This window comes from Microbulbifer aestuariivivens, assembly GCF_039545115.1.
GTDB lineage: Bacteria > Pseudomonadota > Gammaproteobacteria > Pseudomonadales > Cellvibrionaceae > Microbulbifer > Microbulbifer aestuariivivens.
In genome coordinates this window covers 113,243-133,178 of record NZ_BAABRT010000010.1, presented here as the reverse complement: position 1 = coordinate 133,178, position 19,936 = coordinate 113,243, and the positions used below count along the sequence as shown (strand labels likewise).

The 19,936-nt window shown below is 51.7% G+C and carries 18 protein-coding genes; all 18 read left to right on the top strand.

Translation table 11 applies throughout. From position 1 onward, the window contains the following. Positions 1-395 (top strand): transposase (locus tag ABEA58_RS08000; protein ID WP_345550407.1); only part of this gene is annotated, 395 nt, incomplete at its 5' end. Between the two features lie 456 nt (positions 396-851). Beyond that, a complete protein-coding gene (locus ABEA58_RS07995) occupies positions 852-2,108 on the top strand; it encodes a hypothetical protein (RefSeq protein WP_345550406.1) in 1,257 nt (418 codons plus the stop codon). Between the two features lies 1 nt (position 2,109). After that, complete coding sequence (locus ABEA58_RS07990) at positions 2,110-2,886, top strand: sulfotransferase domain-containing protein (RefSeq protein ID WP_345550404.1); 777 nt, start codon at positions 2,110-2,112, stop codon at positions 2,884-2,886. Between the two features lie 60 nt (positions 2,887-2,946). Next, positions 2,947-4,089: a glycosyltransferase family 4 protein gene (locus tag ABEA58_RS07985; RefSeq protein WP_345550402.1), complete on the top strand. Its 1,143-nt coding sequence runs from the start codon at positions 2,947-2,949 to the stop codon at positions 4,087-4,089. A gap of 100 nt (positions 4,090-4,189) precedes the next feature. After that, positions 4,190-5,251, top strand: coding sequence for a glycosyltransferase (locus tag ABEA58_RS07980; RefSeq protein WP_345550400.1), 1,062 nt, complete (start codon positions 4,190-4,192; stop codon positions 5,249-5,251). Continuing rightward, positions 5,232-5,780, top strand: coding sequence for a putative colanic acid biosynthesis acetyltransferase (locus ABEA58_RS07975; RefSeq protein ID WP_345550398.1), 549 nt, complete (start codon positions 5,232-5,234; stop codon positions 5,778-5,780). The genes ABEA58_RS07980 and ABEA58_RS07975 overlap by 20 nt, the downstream gene beginning before the upstream one ends. Then, the gene (locus ABEA58_RS07970) at positions 5,777-7,039 is read left to right on the top strand and encodes a WcaI family glycosyltransferase (protein WP_345550397.1); all 1,263 of its coding nucleotides are present in this window, start codon (positions 5,777-5,779) and stop codon (positions 7,037-7,039) included. Before ABEA58_RS07975 ends, ABEA58_RS07970 begins: the two co-directional genes overlap by 4 nt. Then, positions 7,029-8,168, top strand: a complete 1,140-nt coding sequence (gmd, locus tag ABEA58_RS07965) for a GDP-mannose 4,6-dehydratase (protein WP_345550394.1) — start codon at positions 7,029-7,031, stop codon at positions 8,166-8,168. Before ABEA58_RS07970 ends, gmd begins: the two co-directional genes overlap by 11 nt. A gap of 8 nt (positions 8,169-8,176) precedes the next feature. Continuing rightward, a complete protein-coding gene (gene fcl, locus ABEA58_RS07960; protein WP_345550392.1) occupies positions 8,177-9,145 on the top strand; it encodes a GDP-L-fucose synthase in 969 nt (322 codons plus the stop codon). 51 nt (positions 9,146-9,196) lie between these two features. Next, positions 9,197-9,643 (top strand): GDP-mannose mannosyl hydrolase, encoded by a 447-nt coding sequence (locus tag ABEA58_RS07955; RefSeq protein WP_345550390.1) that lies wholly within the window; start codon positions 9,197-9,199, stop codon positions 9,641-9,643. 95 nt (positions 9,644-9,738) lie between these two features. Next, complete coding sequence (locus ABEA58_RS07950; RefSeq protein ID WP_345550388.1) at positions 9,739-10,086, top strand: VanZ family protein; 348 nt, start codon at positions 9,739-9,741, stop codon at positions 10,084-10,086. Positions 10,087-10,375: 289 nt separating this feature from the next. Then, complete coding sequence (locus tag ABEA58_RS07945) at positions 10,376-11,749, top strand: undecaprenyl-phosphate glucose phosphotransferase (RefSeq protein WP_345550386.1); 1,374 nt, start codon at positions 10,376-10,378, stop codon at positions 11,747-11,749. A 116-nt stretch (positions 11,750-11,865) separates the two neighbouring features. Beyond that, positions 11,866-13,089 (top strand): outer membrane beta-barrel protein, encoded by a 1,224-nt coding sequence (locus ABEA58_RS07940; protein WP_345550385.1) that lies wholly within the window; start codon positions 11,866-11,868, stop codon positions 13,087-13,089. Positions 13,090-13,270: 181 nt separating this feature from the next. After that, positions 13,271-13,732, top strand: coding sequence for a polysaccharide biosynthesis/export family protein (locus ABEA58_RS07935; protein ID WP_345550383.1), 462 nt, complete (start codon positions 13,271-13,273; stop codon positions 13,730-13,732). Between the two features lie 8 nt (positions 13,733-13,740). Beyond that, positions 13,741-16,002, top strand: coding sequence for a GumC family protein (locus ABEA58_RS07930; protein WP_345550381.1), 2,262 nt, complete (start codon positions 13,741-13,743; stop codon positions 16,000-16,002). Further along, the gene (locus ABEA58_RS07925; RefSeq protein WP_345550379.1) at positions 15,999-16,754 is read left to right on the top strand and encodes a tyrosine-protein phosphatase; all 756 of its coding nucleotides are present in this window, start codon (positions 15,999-16,001) and stop codon (positions 16,752-16,754) included. The genes ABEA58_RS07930 and ABEA58_RS07925 overlap by 4 nt, the downstream gene beginning before the upstream one ends. A gap of 136 nt (positions 16,755-16,890) precedes the next feature. Continuing rightward, positions 16,891-17,544, top strand: coding sequence for a VpsP family polysaccharide biosynthesis protein (locus tag ABEA58_RS07920; protein ID WP_345550378.1), 654 nt, complete (start codon positions 16,891-16,893; stop codon positions 17,542-17,544). 564 nt (positions 17,545-18,108) lie between these two features. Continuing rightward, a complete protein-coding gene (locus tag ABEA58_RS07915; RefSeq protein WP_345550377.1) occupies positions 18,109-19,836 on the top strand; it encodes an SLC13 family permease in 1,728 nt (575 codons plus the stop codon). Positions 19,837-19,936: the final 100 nt, after the last annotated feature.

Here is a 19,936-nt window from a genome sequence, read left to right as displayed (position 1 = left end):
TGGGGTTGATACACAGCCTGACGACAACGCCGGGCAATGTGCATGACATTACCCAAGTCGATCAATTGCTGCACGGTGACGAAGATCGAGTCTGGGGTGACGCGGGTTATCAGGGTGTTGAAAAGCGTCCTGAGCATACAGAGCGAGATGTGGACTGGTATATAGCAATGCGGCCAGGAAAGCGGTCACAGCTGTCAAACTCGGACCCCTTGTCAGAAGTAGAAAAAATAAAGGCCAGTATCAGGGCGAAAGTAGAGCACTGTTTCTATCGGATAAAGCGCCAGTTCGGGTATAACAAGGTTCGCTATCGCGGTTTGGCGAAGAATACGAATCGACTGTATCTGCTAGCAGGCTTTACCAATCTGCTGCGGGCAGATTCATATAGGACGACATAACGGGATAACTCCGTCTGGAGTTTGCTGAAAAGCAAATTCCGGACGGAAAACAGAGGAATACACAGGGGGTTTCCACCCCAGAAGCCAATAAATAGAGGCTTCGGAGAGCTGCGTGGAAATTTATGAGTTGTTCAGAGCTTCCTTGGAGTTCAATATATTATTTGTTAAAGCACGGATGATGAAAAATTTTGGTCGCTCTTGGGGGGGCAGTTGACAGTAATGACGCATGCCGAGAGAAAGAGAGCGCCCAAAATTCGCTTAAGCTTTGAACAGCTTAGGTTGCTTTACAAAAATTTTAGAAGTTCAGATCTATCCGTATATTATGGGTAAGTTTATCTTCATTAAAGTGTGTATGTAAATGATTTTTCCGAATAACTCTAAAGCTACAGCTTTCTGCGTGAGCAGGTATTTTAAGATTTTGGAGTCGAAATGATTCTTTTTTTAAGTTTCATTCTGATGAGCGTTAATTATTTGTTGGTAAGTATGTCAACAAGATTGATTCCAATCAAAATATTTTTGACTGTATTTTTTGCCTCAAGCTTATATTACGGTGTTCTCGGTCCCTGGTATTGGCTGGAATTCAGGGGAGGTATCTTTCTCGGCTCGTATTGGCGCGATGAAATTAAAAATATTTCTTTAATATATTTATTTGTGAATGTTTTCGTCTCGTGGATGGTTCTAATATTCAGTAGAAGGGTGGGGGATTTTCATCCTGAGGGGGGGGGGAGGGGGTATGACGTTAATGTTTGGACGATTGCTTGGGCGCTTTTGTTCTTGGGCAGCTTGTCGGCTGCTTATGTCTTTTTGGTTGGAAGAAAATTAACAGAGCACGGTTTATTGCTAATTGATGATTCGTTTTTGTTGATCTTCTATCAATTCTCTGACCTGATAATACCGGCGCTAATTTTTTTAGTTAGTATGAACTGTAGGAGGGTTAAATTGTTGATCTTCTTCTCCATAATTTTTTTATTGTACTCGAGTTTTACCGGTCTCAGGTATAAAATCGCACTATATATCGGGCCTCTTCTTCTCGCTTTCTATTTTTTTCCCCGTAGAAGGCAGTTTGCCACGAGGGCTGGCTTGGCTGTATCTTGCCTAATTGCAGTAGTGTTTTTCTCATTTATGACGATCGCTAGATCAAAATTTTCTGGTCTAGACTTTGATGCGATACTTGCTGCAGGTGTTGAGGATTTATTATACGGTTTTTTTGCTGAGACAAATAGTGTATTTGGCTTGGCTTCAGTGTTAACACATTATGGGAAAGAATGGCCGCATATTTACATGGAGCCGCTAAGTGATTCTGTTTTGCAGCTTATCCCTAGATTTATATACCCTGAGAAAGAGCTTTATGTATATTTGAAAGATATTGCCTACGGTATATCAAATAGTGAGGAGGGGGTCTTATCGGGAACGACTACCCCATTTTTTGGTGAATATTATGCAATGTTTGGGTGGGTGGGTCTTATAAGCGGGTGTTTAATTTATTCTCTCTTATCAGTAACCTTATTAAGGTTTGTGTGTAACTGGTCAGTTAACATAAAGCAAACATTGATTGGTGTAGGCTTAATCAGCGTATTTATGGGTTTCTTCTACTATTCTAGAGGCTCAATCCCTCAGATATTTAAAGTCTTTTTGTTCGTGGTTGTACCTTATTTAGTTTTTGTCAGGCTTCAGTCTATTTCGAAGTCTTTTGTTTTAGAGAGAAAAAAATAGCATGCGAAAAAGATTTTTTTATGATTTTGAGCGGCATATGAGATGCTGGTTCGAGGCCCCTAGTCAGTGGCCGGATTCAGGGGTTCTACTTGCTTCATTCCCAAAATCAGGCAATAGTTGGTTTAGGTTCATTGTTTCAAATATTGCAGCATTAACAGAGGGAAATCCTCCGGTCAATTTTCGAACAATAGAGCATTATTCACCTGTGATTAGAGGCAATAGAAATCTAGCAGGCGCGAGACAAGTTATTGGCCTTCCTATATTTTTAAAAACCCATTTCCCAAGAACTAGATTTTTTAAAAATAGAAAAGCTGTTGTGGTTGTAAGGAATCCATTTTTTGCAGTTCCAAGTTATTATGAATATCTGCGAAATGCAAGAGAAAAGAAAGTTCCTAGGCTTGATAGTTTTATTTATCATTGGCGCTATGGAATCCCTGCTTGGGCTGCATTTATGGAAAGCTGGGATAGTGCAGAAACGATAGTGGTGCGCTATGAAGATTTAAAAGTGGATCCGCTAACTGTAATAACTAAAGTTTATCAAAGTTTGGGAATTTTTGTACCTGATAGGATTGTCAATGAAGCTATAGAAAATTCATCTCGAAAATCGATGAAAAGTTCGCTTGAGATAAATGGAGACCCTCATAATGACAATAACTTCAGATTCATTAAAGAAGAAGGTGAAAACGTCGGTGTTGAGCACTTGAAACGTAGTATTCTCACATCTAAGCAGATTGACACGAGCTGTATCACCCTGCTAGAAAAATTTGGCTATCTGTGAATTTTTATGAATCGTTACATAGTTTCATGCTTGGGGTCGAGAGAGAGATATGGAATTCCAGTGGCACTGTACAAGTCTGGAATGTTAGATTCATTCCATACGGATATATATGTACCACAAATAATTTCTCATATATCTAAGAATGTCAGCCTTCCTTCATCTTTTAAAGCACTTTTACAGCGGAATAATCCAGAACTCCCATTTCAGTATGTAGATCAACAATTTCTACTTGGCTTGGAGTTTCGGCGCAGAGTACGCCGTGCTAAATCACTTAAAGAAAGGCAAGATCTTTTGGCTCATTATGGTGCCATTTTTGCAAAAAAAGTTGGTGCGAGTATTAATGGGGAAAAAAATTTAATTGCTTTTACAGGGGCTGCACTTGAGTCATTTCTTCGTGTAAAGGATTTAGGTGGTAAAGCTATATTAGATCAGGTCGATCCAGGTCTATTAGAGTGGGAGCGAATAAAAAATGAGCGGGATATGTATCCTGGCTGGGAGATAGGTCAAGATGATCCGCCCTGGAGTTATGATTTTGAAGATCGTGTTTGGCGAGAATTAGAGCTGGCCGATGAGGTTATAGTTAATTCGCAGTACTCGAAAAAGTCATTGGAGTTTTGGGGGAGCAAACAATCAATCAAGGTTGTCCCAATAGCTTCTAGTGTACAGCGAATGAAAAAACAAAATATCAATATAAGGCGACCGCTAAGAGTTCTTTTTTTTGGGGCTTTATGTTTGAGAAAAGGAGTGCACTACGCTTTAGAAGCTTTCCAGATTTTGAAACAGAAGGGTGTAGAAATCGAGATGAAGATGGCTGGAGAGCTATATATTTCTACTGAAAAATTACGATGTTATTCTGGCGTGACATATCTTGGAACTGTAGCTTCAAGTGAGGTCCCAGCACTTTTCGATAATACGGATGTGATGATATTTCCTACCTTATCGGATGGGTTTGGTATGGTTCAGGTCGAGTCAATGTCTAGAGGTGTTCCAGTGATATCTTCTTCATTCTGTGCCGAAATTGTTTCGCATAATGAAAACGGCTTTGTTCTCGATGAAGTCACTGCTGAGGGGATTGCATACTTTATTGAGCGTTATTCTGATGATAGAAAGTTGCTAGAAGTACACTCAAGTGCTGCTTTTGATGCTTCCGAAAAATACAGCGTGCAGAACTATCAGGGCTTAATTAGAGAGCTCTTTGACTGAGTGCATGGCCTTCGAAGCCTTAACTAAATTAATAATGATGACGAAGATGTATTAAAAAGATATGATTCTTTTGCTTGATTTGCCACCGCCGATTCACGGGATGTCGAAGATCAATAATGAAATGCTTAATGCATTAAGGCGCGAAAATTTGACTCCAGATGTATTAACTACAACACCACCAAAAATCTCCCGTTGTTTTGGGAGGATTTGGTACAATATGATTAAGGCTCTTCACGCAGTCCATGTGGAGTTTCATCTGATATTTAAACTTTTATGTCAGAGAGGGCAGGCTGTTTACCGGCCTATAAATGGCGGTTATGGGCAAATTTACGATGTGATATATCTCTTCACCTGTCGCATTTTAAAGTCGAATATATTTATTCATCACCACTCATTTAATTATCTGAATTCATATAGTAGATTGTTCAGGCTTTTGTTGGTGGCGGCTGGTGGGCGAGTCACTCACGTTGTCTTAGGTGAGAAAATGAAAGCCGATCTTTGTACCCGATATAGCCTAAATCCAGCGAACATAATCATTGTATCGAATTTGGCATTTTTCGATAATGCTAATAGTTTTGAGCATTGGGCCGGTAAAAGTTTAGTGCTGGGTCACTTGGCTAATCTCAGTGTTGAAAAGGGAGTTGATGATTTTATTTCTGTATGCCGGGCTTTGTCTGATGCTGGTATATCTTTCAAGGGGGTCATTGCCGGGCCGATTTCAGATGCTGGTTCTAGCTCACTGATTGAAGCTGCCTGCTTGGAAATGCGGCAAGTAGAATATATAGGCCCCGTTTACGGGGATGCTAAAGTAGAATTTTTTCGGAGTTTGGATATTTTCGTTTTTCTATCAAAATATAAAAACGAGGCTGAGCCATTAGTTCTTTACGAGGCTGCTGAGCACGGGGTATTTCTGATAGGGACTGAGCGAGGATGTATGGCACCAGTAATAAAATCTCTACATGGCTTTGTCGTCGAAGACTGTAGTGATACTGTAAGTGAAGTTGTTTTGGAAATATATAATATTATTGATGGTGATGTTTTAACTTGTGATGCTAGAGAATATCGTAGGGGTCTGTTTAATGCTATGCGAAGTCAGGCGGCGGGCAACCTAAAAGCATTAATCAATCTCATGGGTGAAAAATTTGTATCAGGACCTGTCTGAATTCAAATTGTATCCGAATCAGCGAGGTAAATCCGCTATTTACACTCAGATTTGGTGGCTAGTTCAGTCTACTTTGTTTGGTTGTTCGCCAAGATTTATGTATGGTTGGCGAAGGTTTTTGCTTCGGGCTTTTGGTGCAAAAGTTGGCAAGGGGGTGATTGTGCGTCCTAGTGCAAGGGTGACTTACCCTTGGCGTTTGGAGTTGGGTGACAATGTTTGGATTGGGGATGATGTTGATTTATATAATTGGTCTAAAATTTCTGTTTTAGAGAATGCGGTTATATCTCAGCGATCATATCTTTGTACGGCTACCCACGATTATGAAGATATGGCTTTCAAGCTCACATCGAAACCTATAAAGGTATCTGAGTGTGCATGGGTTGCAACTGATGTTTTTATCGCTCCGGGGGTCACAATTGGGTGTGGTGCAGTTGTCGGAGCAAGGAGCTCCGTTTTCAAAGACATGCCAGCAGGCATGATATGTATAGGAAACCCTGCTCAGCCGATTAAGAAAAGGGTTTCTTTGTGAAAATATTGCTATATGGTCTGAATTTTACGCCAGAGCTTACGGGCATAGGGAAATATAATGGTGAATTAGTATCTGGCGTGAAATTTCGTGATGTAGATGTGGATGTCGTTACGGCTCCACCCTATTACCCGGAGTGGAAAATCAAGCAGGGATTTAGTAATTTTTGGGGAAAAAATTCAATTGATGAGGTCATGATCTATCGATGCCCTCTATATGTACCGCGAAAGGTTACTACGTTCAGCCGGCTGGTTCATTTAGTTAGTTTCGCAATTAGCTCTGGATTGCGTTTATTGACCTTGGTAGGAAAGCGGCCAGACATTATTTTTTTGGTGCAGCCAACTCTTTTCTGTGCGCCAGCAGCTTTAATATATAGCAGGCTGACAGGGGCCAAGTCGGTTTTGCATATCCAAGACTTTGAAGTTGATGCAATGTTTGGCTTGGGGATGGGCTCGAAAGATGGGTCTTTGCGGAAATTTGTTCGGCGAGTGGAGTCATGGTTGATGCGGCGCTTCGATATGGTGTCAACTATTTCCCATAGCATGCTAGCAAATGCTGAGCGAAAGGGGGTGCCGCAAGGAAGGCTTACGTTTTTTCCAAATTGGAGCGATACAGATTTCGTGAACCCTTCTGTATCTGGTAAGGCTCTACGTGACGAGTGGGGAATTCCGTTAGACGATAAGGTCATCCTTTACTCTGGTAATATTGGTGCCAAGCAGGGCTTGGAGATTGTGCTTGATGCAGCCGAGATATTCCTGACTCGCAAAGGTGTTAGGTTCGCTATAGTCGGTGCTGGTGCATATCTGGAGCGGCTTAAGAAGGCTGTGCTTGACCGGAAGCTGAGTAACGTGTGCTTTCGCGAGCTGCTACCGTGGGAGAGGGTGCCAGAAATGCTGGCTGCTGCAGATGTACACCTTGTAGTGCAGAAACGTGGCGCGGCAGACGCTGTACTACCTTCAAAGCTCACCAATATACTTTCGGCTGGTGGGCACGCCTTGGTTACCGCTGACCCTACCACAGAACTCGGTAAGCTTCATGGCAAGTATTCTGGTATTTATGAACTGGTTGAACCAGAGAATACAGAAGCTTTTGTTGCGGGTTTGGAGAGGTGTCTGGCGAAAGATACCACTAAGCCGAATATGGTAGCGCGTCAGTATGCTTTGGATTACCTCAACAAAGAGCAAATTATTAACCGATTTGTATCTGACCTCAAACGTCTGACACAAGAGAATAAAGTACGGGATGATGTATATGAAACCTAATAATTCTTTAAATGGTAAGGTCGCGTTAATTACAGGTATCACAGGGCAGGATGGTTCCTACCTCGCTGAATTTTTGCTTGAGAAAGGCTACGAAGTTCACGGCATTAAACGTCGATCTTCTTCATTTAACACCGACAGAATAGATCACATCTATCAGGATCCTCATGAGGCAAATCCACGCCTTAAGTTGCATTATGGTGATCTGACTGACACTTCCAATCTCACGCGCATTCTGCGGGAGGTTCAGCCTGATGAAGTGTACAACCTCGGTGCCCAGAGCCACGTTGCCGTGTCCTTTGAGTCACCCGAGTACACGGCTGATGTTGATGGAATGGGTACTCTTCGTCTGTTGGAGGCGATCCGCTTTCTGGGGTTGGAAAAGAAGACCCGTTTTTACCAGGCTTCTACTTCTGAGCTTTATGGTTTGGTGCAGGAAATCCCACAAAAGGAAACTACGCCTTTCCATCCCCGCTCTCCCTATGCCGTAGCCAAAATGTATGCCTATTGGATCACGGTAAATTATCGTGAATCCTACGGTATGTATGCCTGTAACGGCATTCTGTTTAACCATGAATCTCCCCGCCGTGGCGAGACTTTTGTGACCCGCAAGATTACCCGTGGTCTGGCCAATATTGCCCAAGGGCTGGAGAAGTGCCTGTTTATGGGCAATATGGATGCGCTGCGCGACTGGGGTCATGCCAAGGATTACGTGCGTATGCAGTGGATGATGCTGCAGCAGGATCAACCGGAAGATTTCGTGATCGCCACCGGCAAGCAGATTTCCGTACGTGAGTTCATACGTCTCAGTGCCGCTGAGCTTGGCATCCAACTCGCATTTACTGGCAAGGGAGAGGGCGAAGTGGCCACGGTAGTCTCTGTAGAGGGTGATAAAGCCCCTGCGGTCAGTGTGGGTGATGTAATCGTTAAGGTGGACCCGCGTTACTTCCGTCCCGCTGAAGTTGAAACTCTGCTGGGGGATCCGTCGAAGGCGAAAGAGAAGCTGGGCTGGGAGCCTGAAATCACGGTCGAAGAAATGTGTGCGGAGATGGTGGCGTACGATTTGGATCAGGCTAAGCGCCATGCGCTGTTAAAGGAGCACGGCTTCGATATCAGCGTGGCCATGGAGTGATACTCAGGATGTCTGCCAAAAAGAGAGTTTTTGTTGCCGGGCACCGGGGTATGGTCGGCTCCGCCATTGTGCGCCAGCTTGAGAAAGATCCTTCCGTTGAGCTGTTACTGCGTACCCGTGCTGGGCTGGATTTGGTTAACCAGCAGGCCGTTGCCGAGTTTTTCGCTCAAGAGTCTATCGACCAGGTATATCTTGCCGCGGCAAAGGTGGGTGGTATTGTCGCCAACAATACCTATCCCGCCGATTTCATTTATGAAAACCTGATGATAGAGAGCAACATTATCCACTCCGCCCATGCCGCCGGTGTGGAGAAGCTGCTGTTTCTCGGCTCTTCCTGTATCTATCCGAAGCTTGCGCGGCAGCCTATGGCGGAAAGTGCACTGTTGACCGGTGTGCTGGAGCCAACCAACGAGCCATACGCCATTGCCAAGATTGCCGGGATCAAATTATGTGAATCCTACAATCGCCAATATGGCCGGGATTACCGCAGTGTGATGCCCACCAACCTGTATGGTGAGAATGATAATTTTCACCCGCAAAATTCCCACGTGATCCCCGCGCTTATGCGCCGTTTTCATGAGGCCAAGCGGGCAGGCGATGCGGAAGTTGCGGTCTGGGGCAGTGGCAAGCCGATGCGGGAGTTTCTGCATGTGGATGATATGGCGGCTGCCAGTGTGCATGTCATGAATCTTCCATTGGAGGTTTACCAGTCCTGCACCGAGCCCATGCTGTCTCACATTAATGTTGGAACTGGCGAAGATAGCACCATTCGTGAGCTTGCGGAGACCATGGCTAAAGTGGTGGGCTATACGGGGCGTGTGGTATTTGATGCCTCTAAGCCTGATGGTACGCCGCGCAAGCTGATGGATGTCAGCCGCCTTGCCGACCTGGGGTGGTCCTACTCTATCAAGCTGGAGCAGGGGCTTGCCGCCACTTATGAATGGTTTCTGGCCAATCAGGACAGTTTTCGCGGCTAAGCGGCTACGCGGCTACGCGGCTAAGCGGATAAGTGGCAGAAGGGCCCCCTGATGAAGTTAGCGAAGGAAACCTTCAAGACAGTGGTGTCTTCGACACCACTGGTCTCAATTGACCTGGTTGTGCGTAACGGCGCAGGGCAAATCCTGCTTGGTGAGCGCCTGAACAGGCCAGCAATCGGCTACTGGTTTGTGCCTGGGGGGCGTATTGTTAAGGGCGAGCCGATGGCTGCCGCCTTTGAACGCCTGACTTTTGAAGAGCTGGGCGTTCGGGTGTCTTTGGGGGAGGCTCAGTTCCTGGGCCCCTTTGAGCATTTCTACCAGGATAACTTTTCCGGTGCGGATTTCTCCACTCATTACGTGGTATTGGGCTACCAGTTACAGCTGGATGTGCGATTGGAAGAGTTACCCAGGGAGCAGCACGCTCGTTATCAGTGGTGGGCAGAGGCAGACCTGCTTGCCAGTTCATCTGTACATGTGCATACCAAGTGGTATCTGTAGTCTGCAGTTATGTGAGGCCGCGTGCACACATAAACAGGTGTAATAGCCTGTAATTTATTAGGCCCCAAAGGGCTGTTTATTTGGGGTTAAATAGCGTGATGCAGACGGTTGCTCGTTGTTTGTTTGTGTTTTTGTTGGTTTTCGCGCTTTTCTCCGGGCTGAAATCCCAGCCGATGCCCCAAGTGGTTCCGCATTTCGATTTGCTGCTGCATTTTGGCGCTTTTGCGTTACTGATGGGGCTTTGGGTTGTTGGGTTTGCGCGGCCGCTTCTCGGTGTTGCGGTGCTGATAGCCATCGGCCTTGGTATTGAGCTCTGGCAGGGGCTGCTGTTGCCTGCCCGCACAGCGGATGAGAGGGACATACTGGCCAATATCTCGGGTGTTTTTTCTGGCTGGCTGGCCATGGTGGTATTGAGACGCAGCGCTTGGTTGAGAATGGGCTGAATGGGCTGAATGGCGGGCATGGCGACTTTTTATGCGGGGGCCGCTGAATGCGTGATCAAAATCTCATTTTCCTATTGAATAGTGTCTCGGCTGTGGCATCATTTGTGCACAAAAAAGAGGCCTGCAAAGGTCCGCCAAGGGGTATCAAATACCAGGCCTGCTTGGAGTGCTGGTGAGTTTTTCACCGGATGGTAGCGCCTGAACTCAGCGGATGAGTCGGTAAATTGACAGGGACGACTTCTGAGGGGGTACTGTGGGACAAGGATGGATGCGCAGCCACCAGAGTAGTTTGGCTGCGGTATATCGTTTATTGGACGGTGCGCTGATTCTGGCTGCACTGTTTATCTCTCTGGCTGCATACGGCCACGAAATCACCAGTGACTGGTTCCTGCTCGGGCTCATCGCCGCGATAGGTTTTGCGCTGCTGGCTGAGTCTGTGGACCTGTACCGTTCCTGGCGGGCGGATACCTACCTGCAGATGGTGGCCTATACGGCATTTGCCTGGTGTGTACTCTGTGCGGTATTGCTGCTTGTGGGGTATTTCACCAAGACCAGCGGGGGCTACTCCCGCCTGGTGATTGGCACTTGGGGCGCTGCCACACTGGTATTGCTCTGCGTGTGGCGTTTTGCATTCCGTCATCTTCTCTTCTTCCTTCGCGCCCGTGGGTATAACACCCGCAGTGCGGCCATTATCGGTGTCACTGAGTCCGGCCTGCGCCTTGCCCGCAATCTCATCGCTGAGCCGCAGCTGGGTATTCGCGTGGCGGGCTTTTATCAGGTGGCGGAAAGTGACGCCTGTCAGGCATCAAAACTGGCAGGTGAGCAGGTTAGGCTGCTCGGCAGCGTGGAAGATGCGGTGGCTGCTGCCCGTGCCGGTGATATTGACTTGATCTATATCGCGCTGCCGATGCGTGAAGAGCAGCGTATCGTGGAAATCCTTGCGGCACTGGCGGACAGCACCGCAACGGTGCAGTTGCTGACCGATCTGTTTGTCAGCAACCTGTTGCATACCCGCTGGCACAATGTTGGCGATTCCAGCATGTTGAGCGTATATGACACGCCGATTGAGGGGCTAAATGGTTGGCTCAAAAGGCTTGAGGATGTGCTGCTGTCATCCGTCATATTAGTGCTGATTGCCCCCCTGATGCTGCTGATCGCAGCAGCGGTGAAGCTGACTTCCCCGGGGCCGGTGATTTTCAAGCAGCATCGCTATGGGCTCGACGGCCGGCCCATCAAAGTGTGGAAATTCCGCTCCATGACTACGCAGGATGATGGTGACAAGGTCGTTCAGGCGAGCAAGGGGGACGCGCGTATTACCCCTGTCGGGGCATTTTTGCGCCGCACCTCCCTGGATGAGTTGCCACAGTTCATCAACGTGTTGCAGGGCCGCATGTCTATCGTTGGCCCGCGCCCGCACGCGGTGGCCCATAACGAGGAATACCGCCAGGTGGTGAGCGGTTACATGCTGCGGCACAAGGTCAAACCGGGGATCACCGGTTGGGCGCAGGTGAACGGCTGGCGCGGTGAAACCGATACGCTGGAGAAAATGAGCAAGCGGGTGGAGCACGACCTGCACTATATCCGCCACTGGTCACTGTGGCTGGATATCCGGATTGTGCTGATGACAGTTTTCAAGGGGTTTACAGGCAAGAACGCTTATTGACCTGTGGAAAGACGAGCCCGCCGTTTGGGGTTTACACGGCAGGGAAACTAGGGTATTTAGAGCGCCGCCGGGGCGAGCCAGGCGGTGGATATTTAATTTAGGGATGGGGAACGAAGATGAAAAAAACAACACTTTCACTGGCTATCGGCCTGGTGGCATTTGCAGGTACCGGTGCGGTAGCCGCACAGTCTCAGTCAAAAGCTGCTGAAATAGACTTGGGTAATGGCATTGTGCTGACCCCGATGCTGGAGCTGGGCTTGGCGTACGATGATAATGTTGTCCACACCGAAACCGACACCATCGACAGCTGGGTAACCGAGTTGCGCCCCAGTTTTGTGCTTTCCGCAGAAAACGACTTTTCTGAATACGCTCTGAGCTACACCGCTGCCCGTGGTGAGTATAAAGACAGCAGTGACGACAACTATACCGACCACATGCTGGAGGCCGCCGCACAGTGGGAGCTGAACAGCCTGCACCGCGTGGGTATTGCCGCTGCTTACGAAGATGTACATGAAGAGCGCGGTACTGGCTTTTCCCAGGGCTTTGGTACCCTGCTGGCTGAGCCAGAGCGCTACTCGGTGAATGACTTCTCCGGTACTTACCGTTACGGCGCCGAATCCGCCCGTGGCAATATCGAGCTGGAGGCGGGCACCCGCTCCAAGGATTATGACCCCACTCAGTACATCGACGGCGTGCAGGGCAACAATGCATTGGCCAGCTTGCGTGATTACGACACCGATTACGGTTCCGCGCGCTTCTTCTATAACACCGGCGGCAGGACTCGCCTGCTGCTCGAAGCCAACCGCAGCCTGGTGAACTACGACGTTGCGGGCACTAGCAGCCGCGACAGCACCCAGAGCAGCGTGCTGCTTGGCGTGAGCTGGGAAGGTTCCGCAAACACCACCGGCACCGTAAAGGTGGGTGCGCGCTCCAAAAACTTTGAAGATGCCAGCCGTGAAGACTTCTCGGCGCCGGCGTGGGAAGTGGGCGTGACCTGGGAGCCGCTGACCTACAGCACCTTCCAGCTTTCAACCGCTCGCCGCTTCGAAGAGGCGCAGGGTGAAGGTGACTTCACTGATGTTGAGGAGTTCGCCGCTTCCTGGAGCCATACCTGGCTTGAACGCCTGTCCACAGATCTGAGCTTTTATCACCAGAATATGGGCTACGAAGGCACTGAACGCACCGAGGAGCGCAACGGTGCCAGCCTGAAGGTGAACTACGAAATGCGCCGCTGGATGACTCTGACCGCCGGTTACACCTTCGACAATCAGAACAGTACCCTGCCGGGCTATGACAACGACCCCACAGTCTTCAGCCTGGGCGCTCGTTTTACCCTGTAAAATGGTACGGGGCCGCGGCCAGCAATAGAGAGGTAACTACGTAACCATGATGGGATACACACGCACACCGGGGCCTGGCGCATGTCGCCGGGCTCTGTCCCTTTTATGTTCTCTGTCGCTGGCTGTGGCCGGTGCTGGTACCTGGGCGATTAGCGACAGCGCAATTGCCGAGAGTCCCCTTGTGGATAATTATCGCCTTGGCTCCGGGGACAAGATCCTCATTAATGTCTATGGCGAGGATGACCTCACGGTGGAGACCCAGTTAAGCGATAGCGGCATGGTGAATTATCCGTTCCTGGGGGAGCTGAAAGTTACCGGTATGACCGTGGCGGAGCTGGAAACCACCATTCACGAGGGGCTGAAGGGGGATTATCTGGTTACTCCCAATGTGCACGTGTCCATTATGGAGTACCGGCCCTTTTACATTCACGGCGAGGTGGAGCGCCCCGGTGGCTATGCCTACCAGCCGGGCCTGACGGTGAGCAAGGCGGCGGCGCTGGCCGAGGGCTTTACTGAGCGGGCATCCGAGTCGAAGATTTTTGTGGTACGGGGTGATGATCCGAGCAAGACCCCGGAAAAAATCACCCTGAACACCGAGCTGCGTCCTGGCGATGTGGTAACGGTGGAACAGCGGTTCTTCTGAGGTAATTCATGCACGCCCAAGACAACAACAGCCAGCAGGAGCGTTTACTTCAGGAAGAGGTGATTGACCTGCGCCAGTACTGGCGCATTCTGGACCGCTTCAAGTGGCGCATTGCTGCACTGGCGCTGGCGGTTGCCATGCTGGCTACGATGGTGGTGTTTTCCATGACACCCCGTTACCAGGCCACAGCCACTCTGATGATCGAGGCTGAACAGCCCAAGGCGCTCTCCATTGAGGAGGTCTACGGCCTGGACTCCAGCCGCAAGGAATACTTCCTCACCCAGTTTGAGATTCTCAAGTCCCGCCGCATTGCCGAGCAGGTAGTGGAGCGGTTGGCACTTACACAGCATCCGCTGTTCGACCCGGACCAGCAGGAGCCTTCATTCAAAGAGAAAGTGAAAGGTTGGCTGCCGTTTCTGGCTGCCAATGAGGTTCTCAGTGAAGAGGAGCTGCAGGCGCTGAAGCTGGAGAGCGTGACCGATGCGGTCAGTGCAAGCCTCACCATTGCCCCGGTGCGCAATACCCAGCTGGTGAAAATCAGCTTTGAGTCTGAATCCCCCGAGCTGGCTGCACAGGTGGCCAATACGGTGGCTGAAGTGTTTATCGACAGTCACCTGCAAGCCAAACTGGATATGACCCAGCAGGCCACCTCCTGGCTGAATGACCGTCTGGAGGATTTGCGGGTAAAACTGGAAGGCTCGGAGGCGCGCCTGCAGAGTTTTCAGGAATCCCAGGGCCTGGTGGATGTGGCCGGTGTGCAGGGGCTGCAGGCGCAGGAACTGAACGAGATCACCAGCCAGCTGATTGAAGCGCGCCGCGAATTGAAGCAGGCGGAGAGTATCCATGCCCTGGTTAAGAGCCGGGGTACCGATATCGCGGCACTCGCCAGCCTGCCGGAAGTGCTTAATCACACCGTTATTGCCAATATCAAACAGTCAGAGACGCAGGCTGAGCGCAGGGTCTCTGAGCTGTCGCGCCGCTATGGCCCAAAACACCCGAAGATGATCGCCGCCCGCGACGAACTGCAGTCGGTGCAGGACAAGCTGCGCAGCGAAGTGCGCCAGCTGATCGGCGGTATCCAGAACGATTACGAAACCGCCCAGGCCAATGTCCGTGCGCTGGAGCGCGAGCTGGAGCAGGCCAAGGGCGAGTACCAGCAGATCTCCCGCAAGCAGACCCGCTACAACGAGTTGAAGCGCGAGGTGGAGGTCAACCGTCAGCTGTACAGCGCCTTCCTGACACGTTTCAAGGAAACCAGCGAGACTTCCGGCTTCGAGGCCGCCAACGCACGGCTGATGGACCCGGCCATTGCGCCTCGCAAGCCCGCCAAGCCGAAAAAGCTGTTGATTGTCGCGCTGGCGTTTGTGGTCAGCGTTATGTTCGGCGTGATGCTGGCGTTCCTGATCGAAGCGCTGAACGATGGCATCCGCAATCCGGATGATGTGGAGAACAAGCTGGCCCAGCGCATGATCGGCATGCTGCCCTGGGTGCAGCACGAAAAAGACCAGCGCCTGAGCCTGACGACTTTCTTCGATAACGCCCAGCACCAGTTTTCCGAAGCGGTACGCACCCTGCGCACCAGCCTGGTTCTGTCACACCTGGAAACCCCGGCGAAGGTGATTTCTGTGACGTCTTCGGTCCCCGGTGAGGGCAAGACAACGGTGGCAGAAAACCTGGCCTTTGCCCTGGCGCAGATGGAAAAAGTGCTGTTGATCGACGCGGATATGCGTCGCCCGTCTGTGGGCAAGGATTTTGGCCTGCCGGTTTATCACCCGGGCCTGTCCAACCTCATTGCCGGCAGCAATAGCCTGGCTGAATGTATCCACCACGATGAAAAAAGTGGGCTGGATGTGATGCCGGCTGGTGCCGTGCCGCCAAATCCGCAGGAGATGCTGTCATCCCCCAGCTTCCACAAAGTGCTGGAAACGCTGGTAAACCAGTACGACCGCGTGATCATCGATACCGCACCCGCGCAGGTGGTGAGCGATGCGCTGGTGGTTTCCCGCGTGGCGGACTCCATGCTGTATGTGGTGAAGGCAGACAGCACCCGCCAGAAGATGATTACCACGGGAATCGGCCGCCTGTTGCAGGTGGGTGCGAAGTTGGATGGTGTGGTGCTGAATCAGCTGGATACCTCCAGCAAGGCCAGTTACTACGGTGACTACTATGGTTACCAAGGCGAATACGGTGGTTACACTGCGTCGGTAAAATCCCAGCAGCCGGCCCCGCAGGGCGCCAAGGTGGCCGATAAAGACCTCGAAGTGGCATGATCGACCTGCATTGCCATCTTTTGCCGGGCATCGACGATGGTGCCCGCGACCTTCATCAGGCGTTGCAGCTGGCGCGTATGGCGGTCGAAGATGGCATTACCCACTGTGTAGCCACGCCCCATATTCATCCGGGGCGCTGGAACAACACGCTTGGCAGTATTGCAGCAGTGTTTCAGTCTTTTAGCGATGCTCTCGCAAGAGAGAATATTCCCTTGCACCTGGGCATGGCGGCAGAAGTCCGTTTCTCGGACGAAATCCTCAGTATGGTCGCCAGTGGGCAGGCGCCGTTTCTCGGCAAATGGCTGGGCGACAATGTCCTGTTGCTGGAGTTGCCCCACAGCCATATCCCCGCTGGCGCCGAGCAGCTGATTCGCTGGCTGCAAAAACAGGGCATTCGCCCGATGATCGCCCACCCGGAACGCAACAAGGACATCCTGCGGGACTTCGCCAGGGTTCTGCCGCTGGTGCGTGCCGGCTGCCTGTTGCAGGTTACGGCGGGTGCCGTGGCCGGTGATTTCGGTGAGGGTTCACAGCTGCGTGCCAAACAGCTGCTGGAAGAAGACATGGTGACGATACTCGCCACGGATGCGCATCATGAGGAGCGTCGGCCACCGGTGCTAGGCCGTGGCCGTCTCGCTGCCGAGGCCGTGGTCGGTGAGTCCCGGTCCTGGGATCTGGTGCGCCTGAATCCGGGTTGTATAGCCGCCAGCCATTTCCCGCTCGGCGGTGTGGACGTTAATCGTGTCGGCTGAATCCCGTCGCCACTCTGGCTCCAGTAGTGCGCTTGATGAGAACCGACGCAAGCGGTCTCGGTCTCGAAAGCAGCATCGCCCACAGCGCTCCATTTGGCCCGCCGCTGCCAGCCGCTCCCGATTGATCCTCACAGGATTGCTGCTTTTTCTCCTGTTGGCGCTGGTCTGGCGCGCTGGCTCCTGCGGCCTGGCACACCTGCAAGTAGTCGCGGTGGAAAATGTGCTGAAGCGCTGGCAGCAAAGCGGCCAGCTCACCTCTGAACGGGATCTGGAGCTTGCCCTTAAAGGCATTGACCGTGCGATAGCCCTGCACCGGAACAACCCCTACCAGCTTTCTCTAAAGGCGCGGCTGTTGGAATGGCGCGCTTATGCATCGCCTGAAGCCGAGGGCAGAACGGCGGATTATCGGGCTGCGCTTGCTCTGTATAAAGAAGCTGCCGAGCTGCGCCCGATGTGGCCACAGACCTGGGCCGAGATGATCAACGTCAAGCTCAACCTGGCGGAGGTGGACGAGGAACTGCAGGCCATGATCCGCCGCGCAGACAAGGTGGGCCCCTATACACCTGCAGTGCACAGTGCCATTGTACGGGGCGGTTATGCCATGCAGCAGCTGTACCCTTTTGCAAGGCCACCCCTGCTTGAACAACATCTGCTGCGCGGCCTTACAGACCGTCGCAGTCACGCTGATATACAGCGGCTGGTGCAGGAATACGACCAGCGGGTATCCGCCTGTCGGGCAATTGCCAGGGCACCAGAACCGAGACCGCGGCTGCGAATCTGCGGCACCTGACTGGGTCAATACATCTCCCGCTGGCCGGCGCTTGCGCGATAATCCGCTGGCGGTGAGCTACAGTTTCCCGTTTTCAATAAGCCCGTTGGCCTCGGCCTTATTCGCTTGGCTGCCATCTTGCTGCTGTTTTGCTTTTTCAGTTGTTGCCAGCCCTTCTAGATTCCTCGATTCATGTCTGGGGCGGCGTATGTGCAATAGGGGCCCGCTAGCGGGCTACTCTCCGCTGGCATGCTGTTTATAAGCCTTTGTTTGACAGGTGCTGCTGTTAAGGGGAGCCGTGAGCAGGGGGCAAGTGGGGCTGTTAAGTGAGACTCTTCAGTGAGGCTCTTAAGCGGACCTCTGTTGCTATGGGATATAAAAGCTGGCTGGATTTGCGTCCTGGACCCAAAAGATTCAGGTTGCGGGGCAGCGTGCGGCCCTGCCGAACCTGGAAACCACCATAACCTGAAATAGCAATAACCATAGAACAATAACGCCGTTGGGCACCGGTGCGGCTTTTGGCATAATCGTCCACCACTCGATTTAATAAAAATCCCACAGACGCGGGCGCGCCGGCACTTTGTTATGACCACTCCCCAGTTACTTATTGCCGGACTCTTTGCCCTGGTGATCGCCGCCCTGATTTTCAGCCGCGTGCGCCCCTCGCTGGTGTTCGCGTCGGCTGCGGCGGTGTGTTTTCTTGCCGGCCTTGTACCCACGGAGTCTGTGCTGCAAAAGGCGGTCAACCCTGGCCTCGTGACTTTGGTTATCCTGATTCTGGTCTCGGTGGGGCTGGAAAAGGCGCGCTGGTTGCGCCTGGTGTCCGATGGGCTGATTAACGGTTCCCTGAAAACCAGCCTGCTCAAGCTGACCAGCGCCACCGCCATCAGTTCGGCTTTTCTCAACAATACCGCGGTGGTGGCTGCGCTGGCGTCCGGCGTTCGCTCGCAGCGCCGTTATCCGGCGGCAAAACTGCTGATACCGCTGTCCTACGCCGCCATTCTCGGTGGCACCATGACGCTGATCGGCACGTCCACCAACCTGATCGTGAACAGCTTTGTACTGGATCGCGATGCGCCGGGTCTCGATTTTTTCGCCTTTTTTCCCATTGGTGCCGCTGCAGCCCTGGTTGGGCTTGTGGTGCTGTTCGTAAGCAACCGCTTACTTCCCTCCAAGGCAGTAGCCGATGAACCCCTGACGGAATATCTGCTGGAAGCCGAGGTGGTGGAAGCATCACCCCTGGATGGCAAGACAGTGGAGCAGAACCAGCTGCGCCAGCTGGAAACCCTGTATCTGATCGAAATCGTGCGGGGTGCTCAGGTGATCAGCCCGGTGGCGCCGACCGAGGTTCTGAAAAGTGGCGACAAGCTGATCTTCAGCGGTGATGTGCGGGATCTTGGGCGATTGCAGCAGATTGAGGGACTGCGCCTGTTCGCACTGGACGATGAAGCTCTGGCCATGGAGTTGACCGAGGTGGTGGTTACCCCCACCTCCAGCCTCATTGGCCAGAACCTGAAGGGCGCCAAGTTCCGCACCCGCTTTGATGCGGCGGTGGTGGCCATGCGCCGTGGCGGCGACCGGCTCTCTGGCAAGCTGGGTGAGATTGAGCTGCAGGCGGGCGATGCGCTGTTGCTGGCGGAGGGGCCGGACTTCAAACACCACCTGAACATCAGCAAAAACTTCTATGTGATCAGTGGCAGCCAAGTGCAGCGACAGCTGCCGTCGCGGGATAACTGGCTGCTGGCCTTGGGTTTTGTGGGGGTTATTGCCGGCGCGGCGCTGGGTTATTTTTCACTGCTCAAGGGCCTGGTCATTCTGCTTGGCGGCATGATTGCGCTGGGCATCGTCTCCACCACCGAGCTGCAGCGGCGCTTCCCGTTTCAGATCTGGGTCATAATCGCCAGTGCGCTGGTGTTGGCGGAAGCGTTTACAGGCAGTGGATTGGCGGATGCCCTAGCCAATGGTTTCCGGCAGACGCTCGCTGGCGCCGGCCCCTATGCGGCGCTGGTGGGGATCTTCCTGTTGACCCTGGCGCTGACAGAGTTGATGACCAACAATGCGGCTGCGGCACTGGTCTTCCCCCTGGCCTGGAGCCTGGCTGAAAGCTTTGGTGTCAGCTGGATGCCGTTTGTGATGGCTGTGGCCTATGGGGCCAGTGCCAGCTTCCTGACGCCATTTGGTTACCAGACCAACCTGATGGTGCAGAACCTTGGCGGTTATCACTTGGCGGACTTTGTGCGCGCCGGGCTGCCACTGACCATCGCCTATTCGGCAACGGTATTGCTGTTGTTGCCGGTGGTATTTCCGTTCTAGGGCTGCGGTCTGAGGGGGAATTTACGCCGGAACCCTGATGCTTTCGGTTGGCAGGCGAAAATCCTCGACACTCTTATCCTCAGCAGCCCTCAGCGATTGA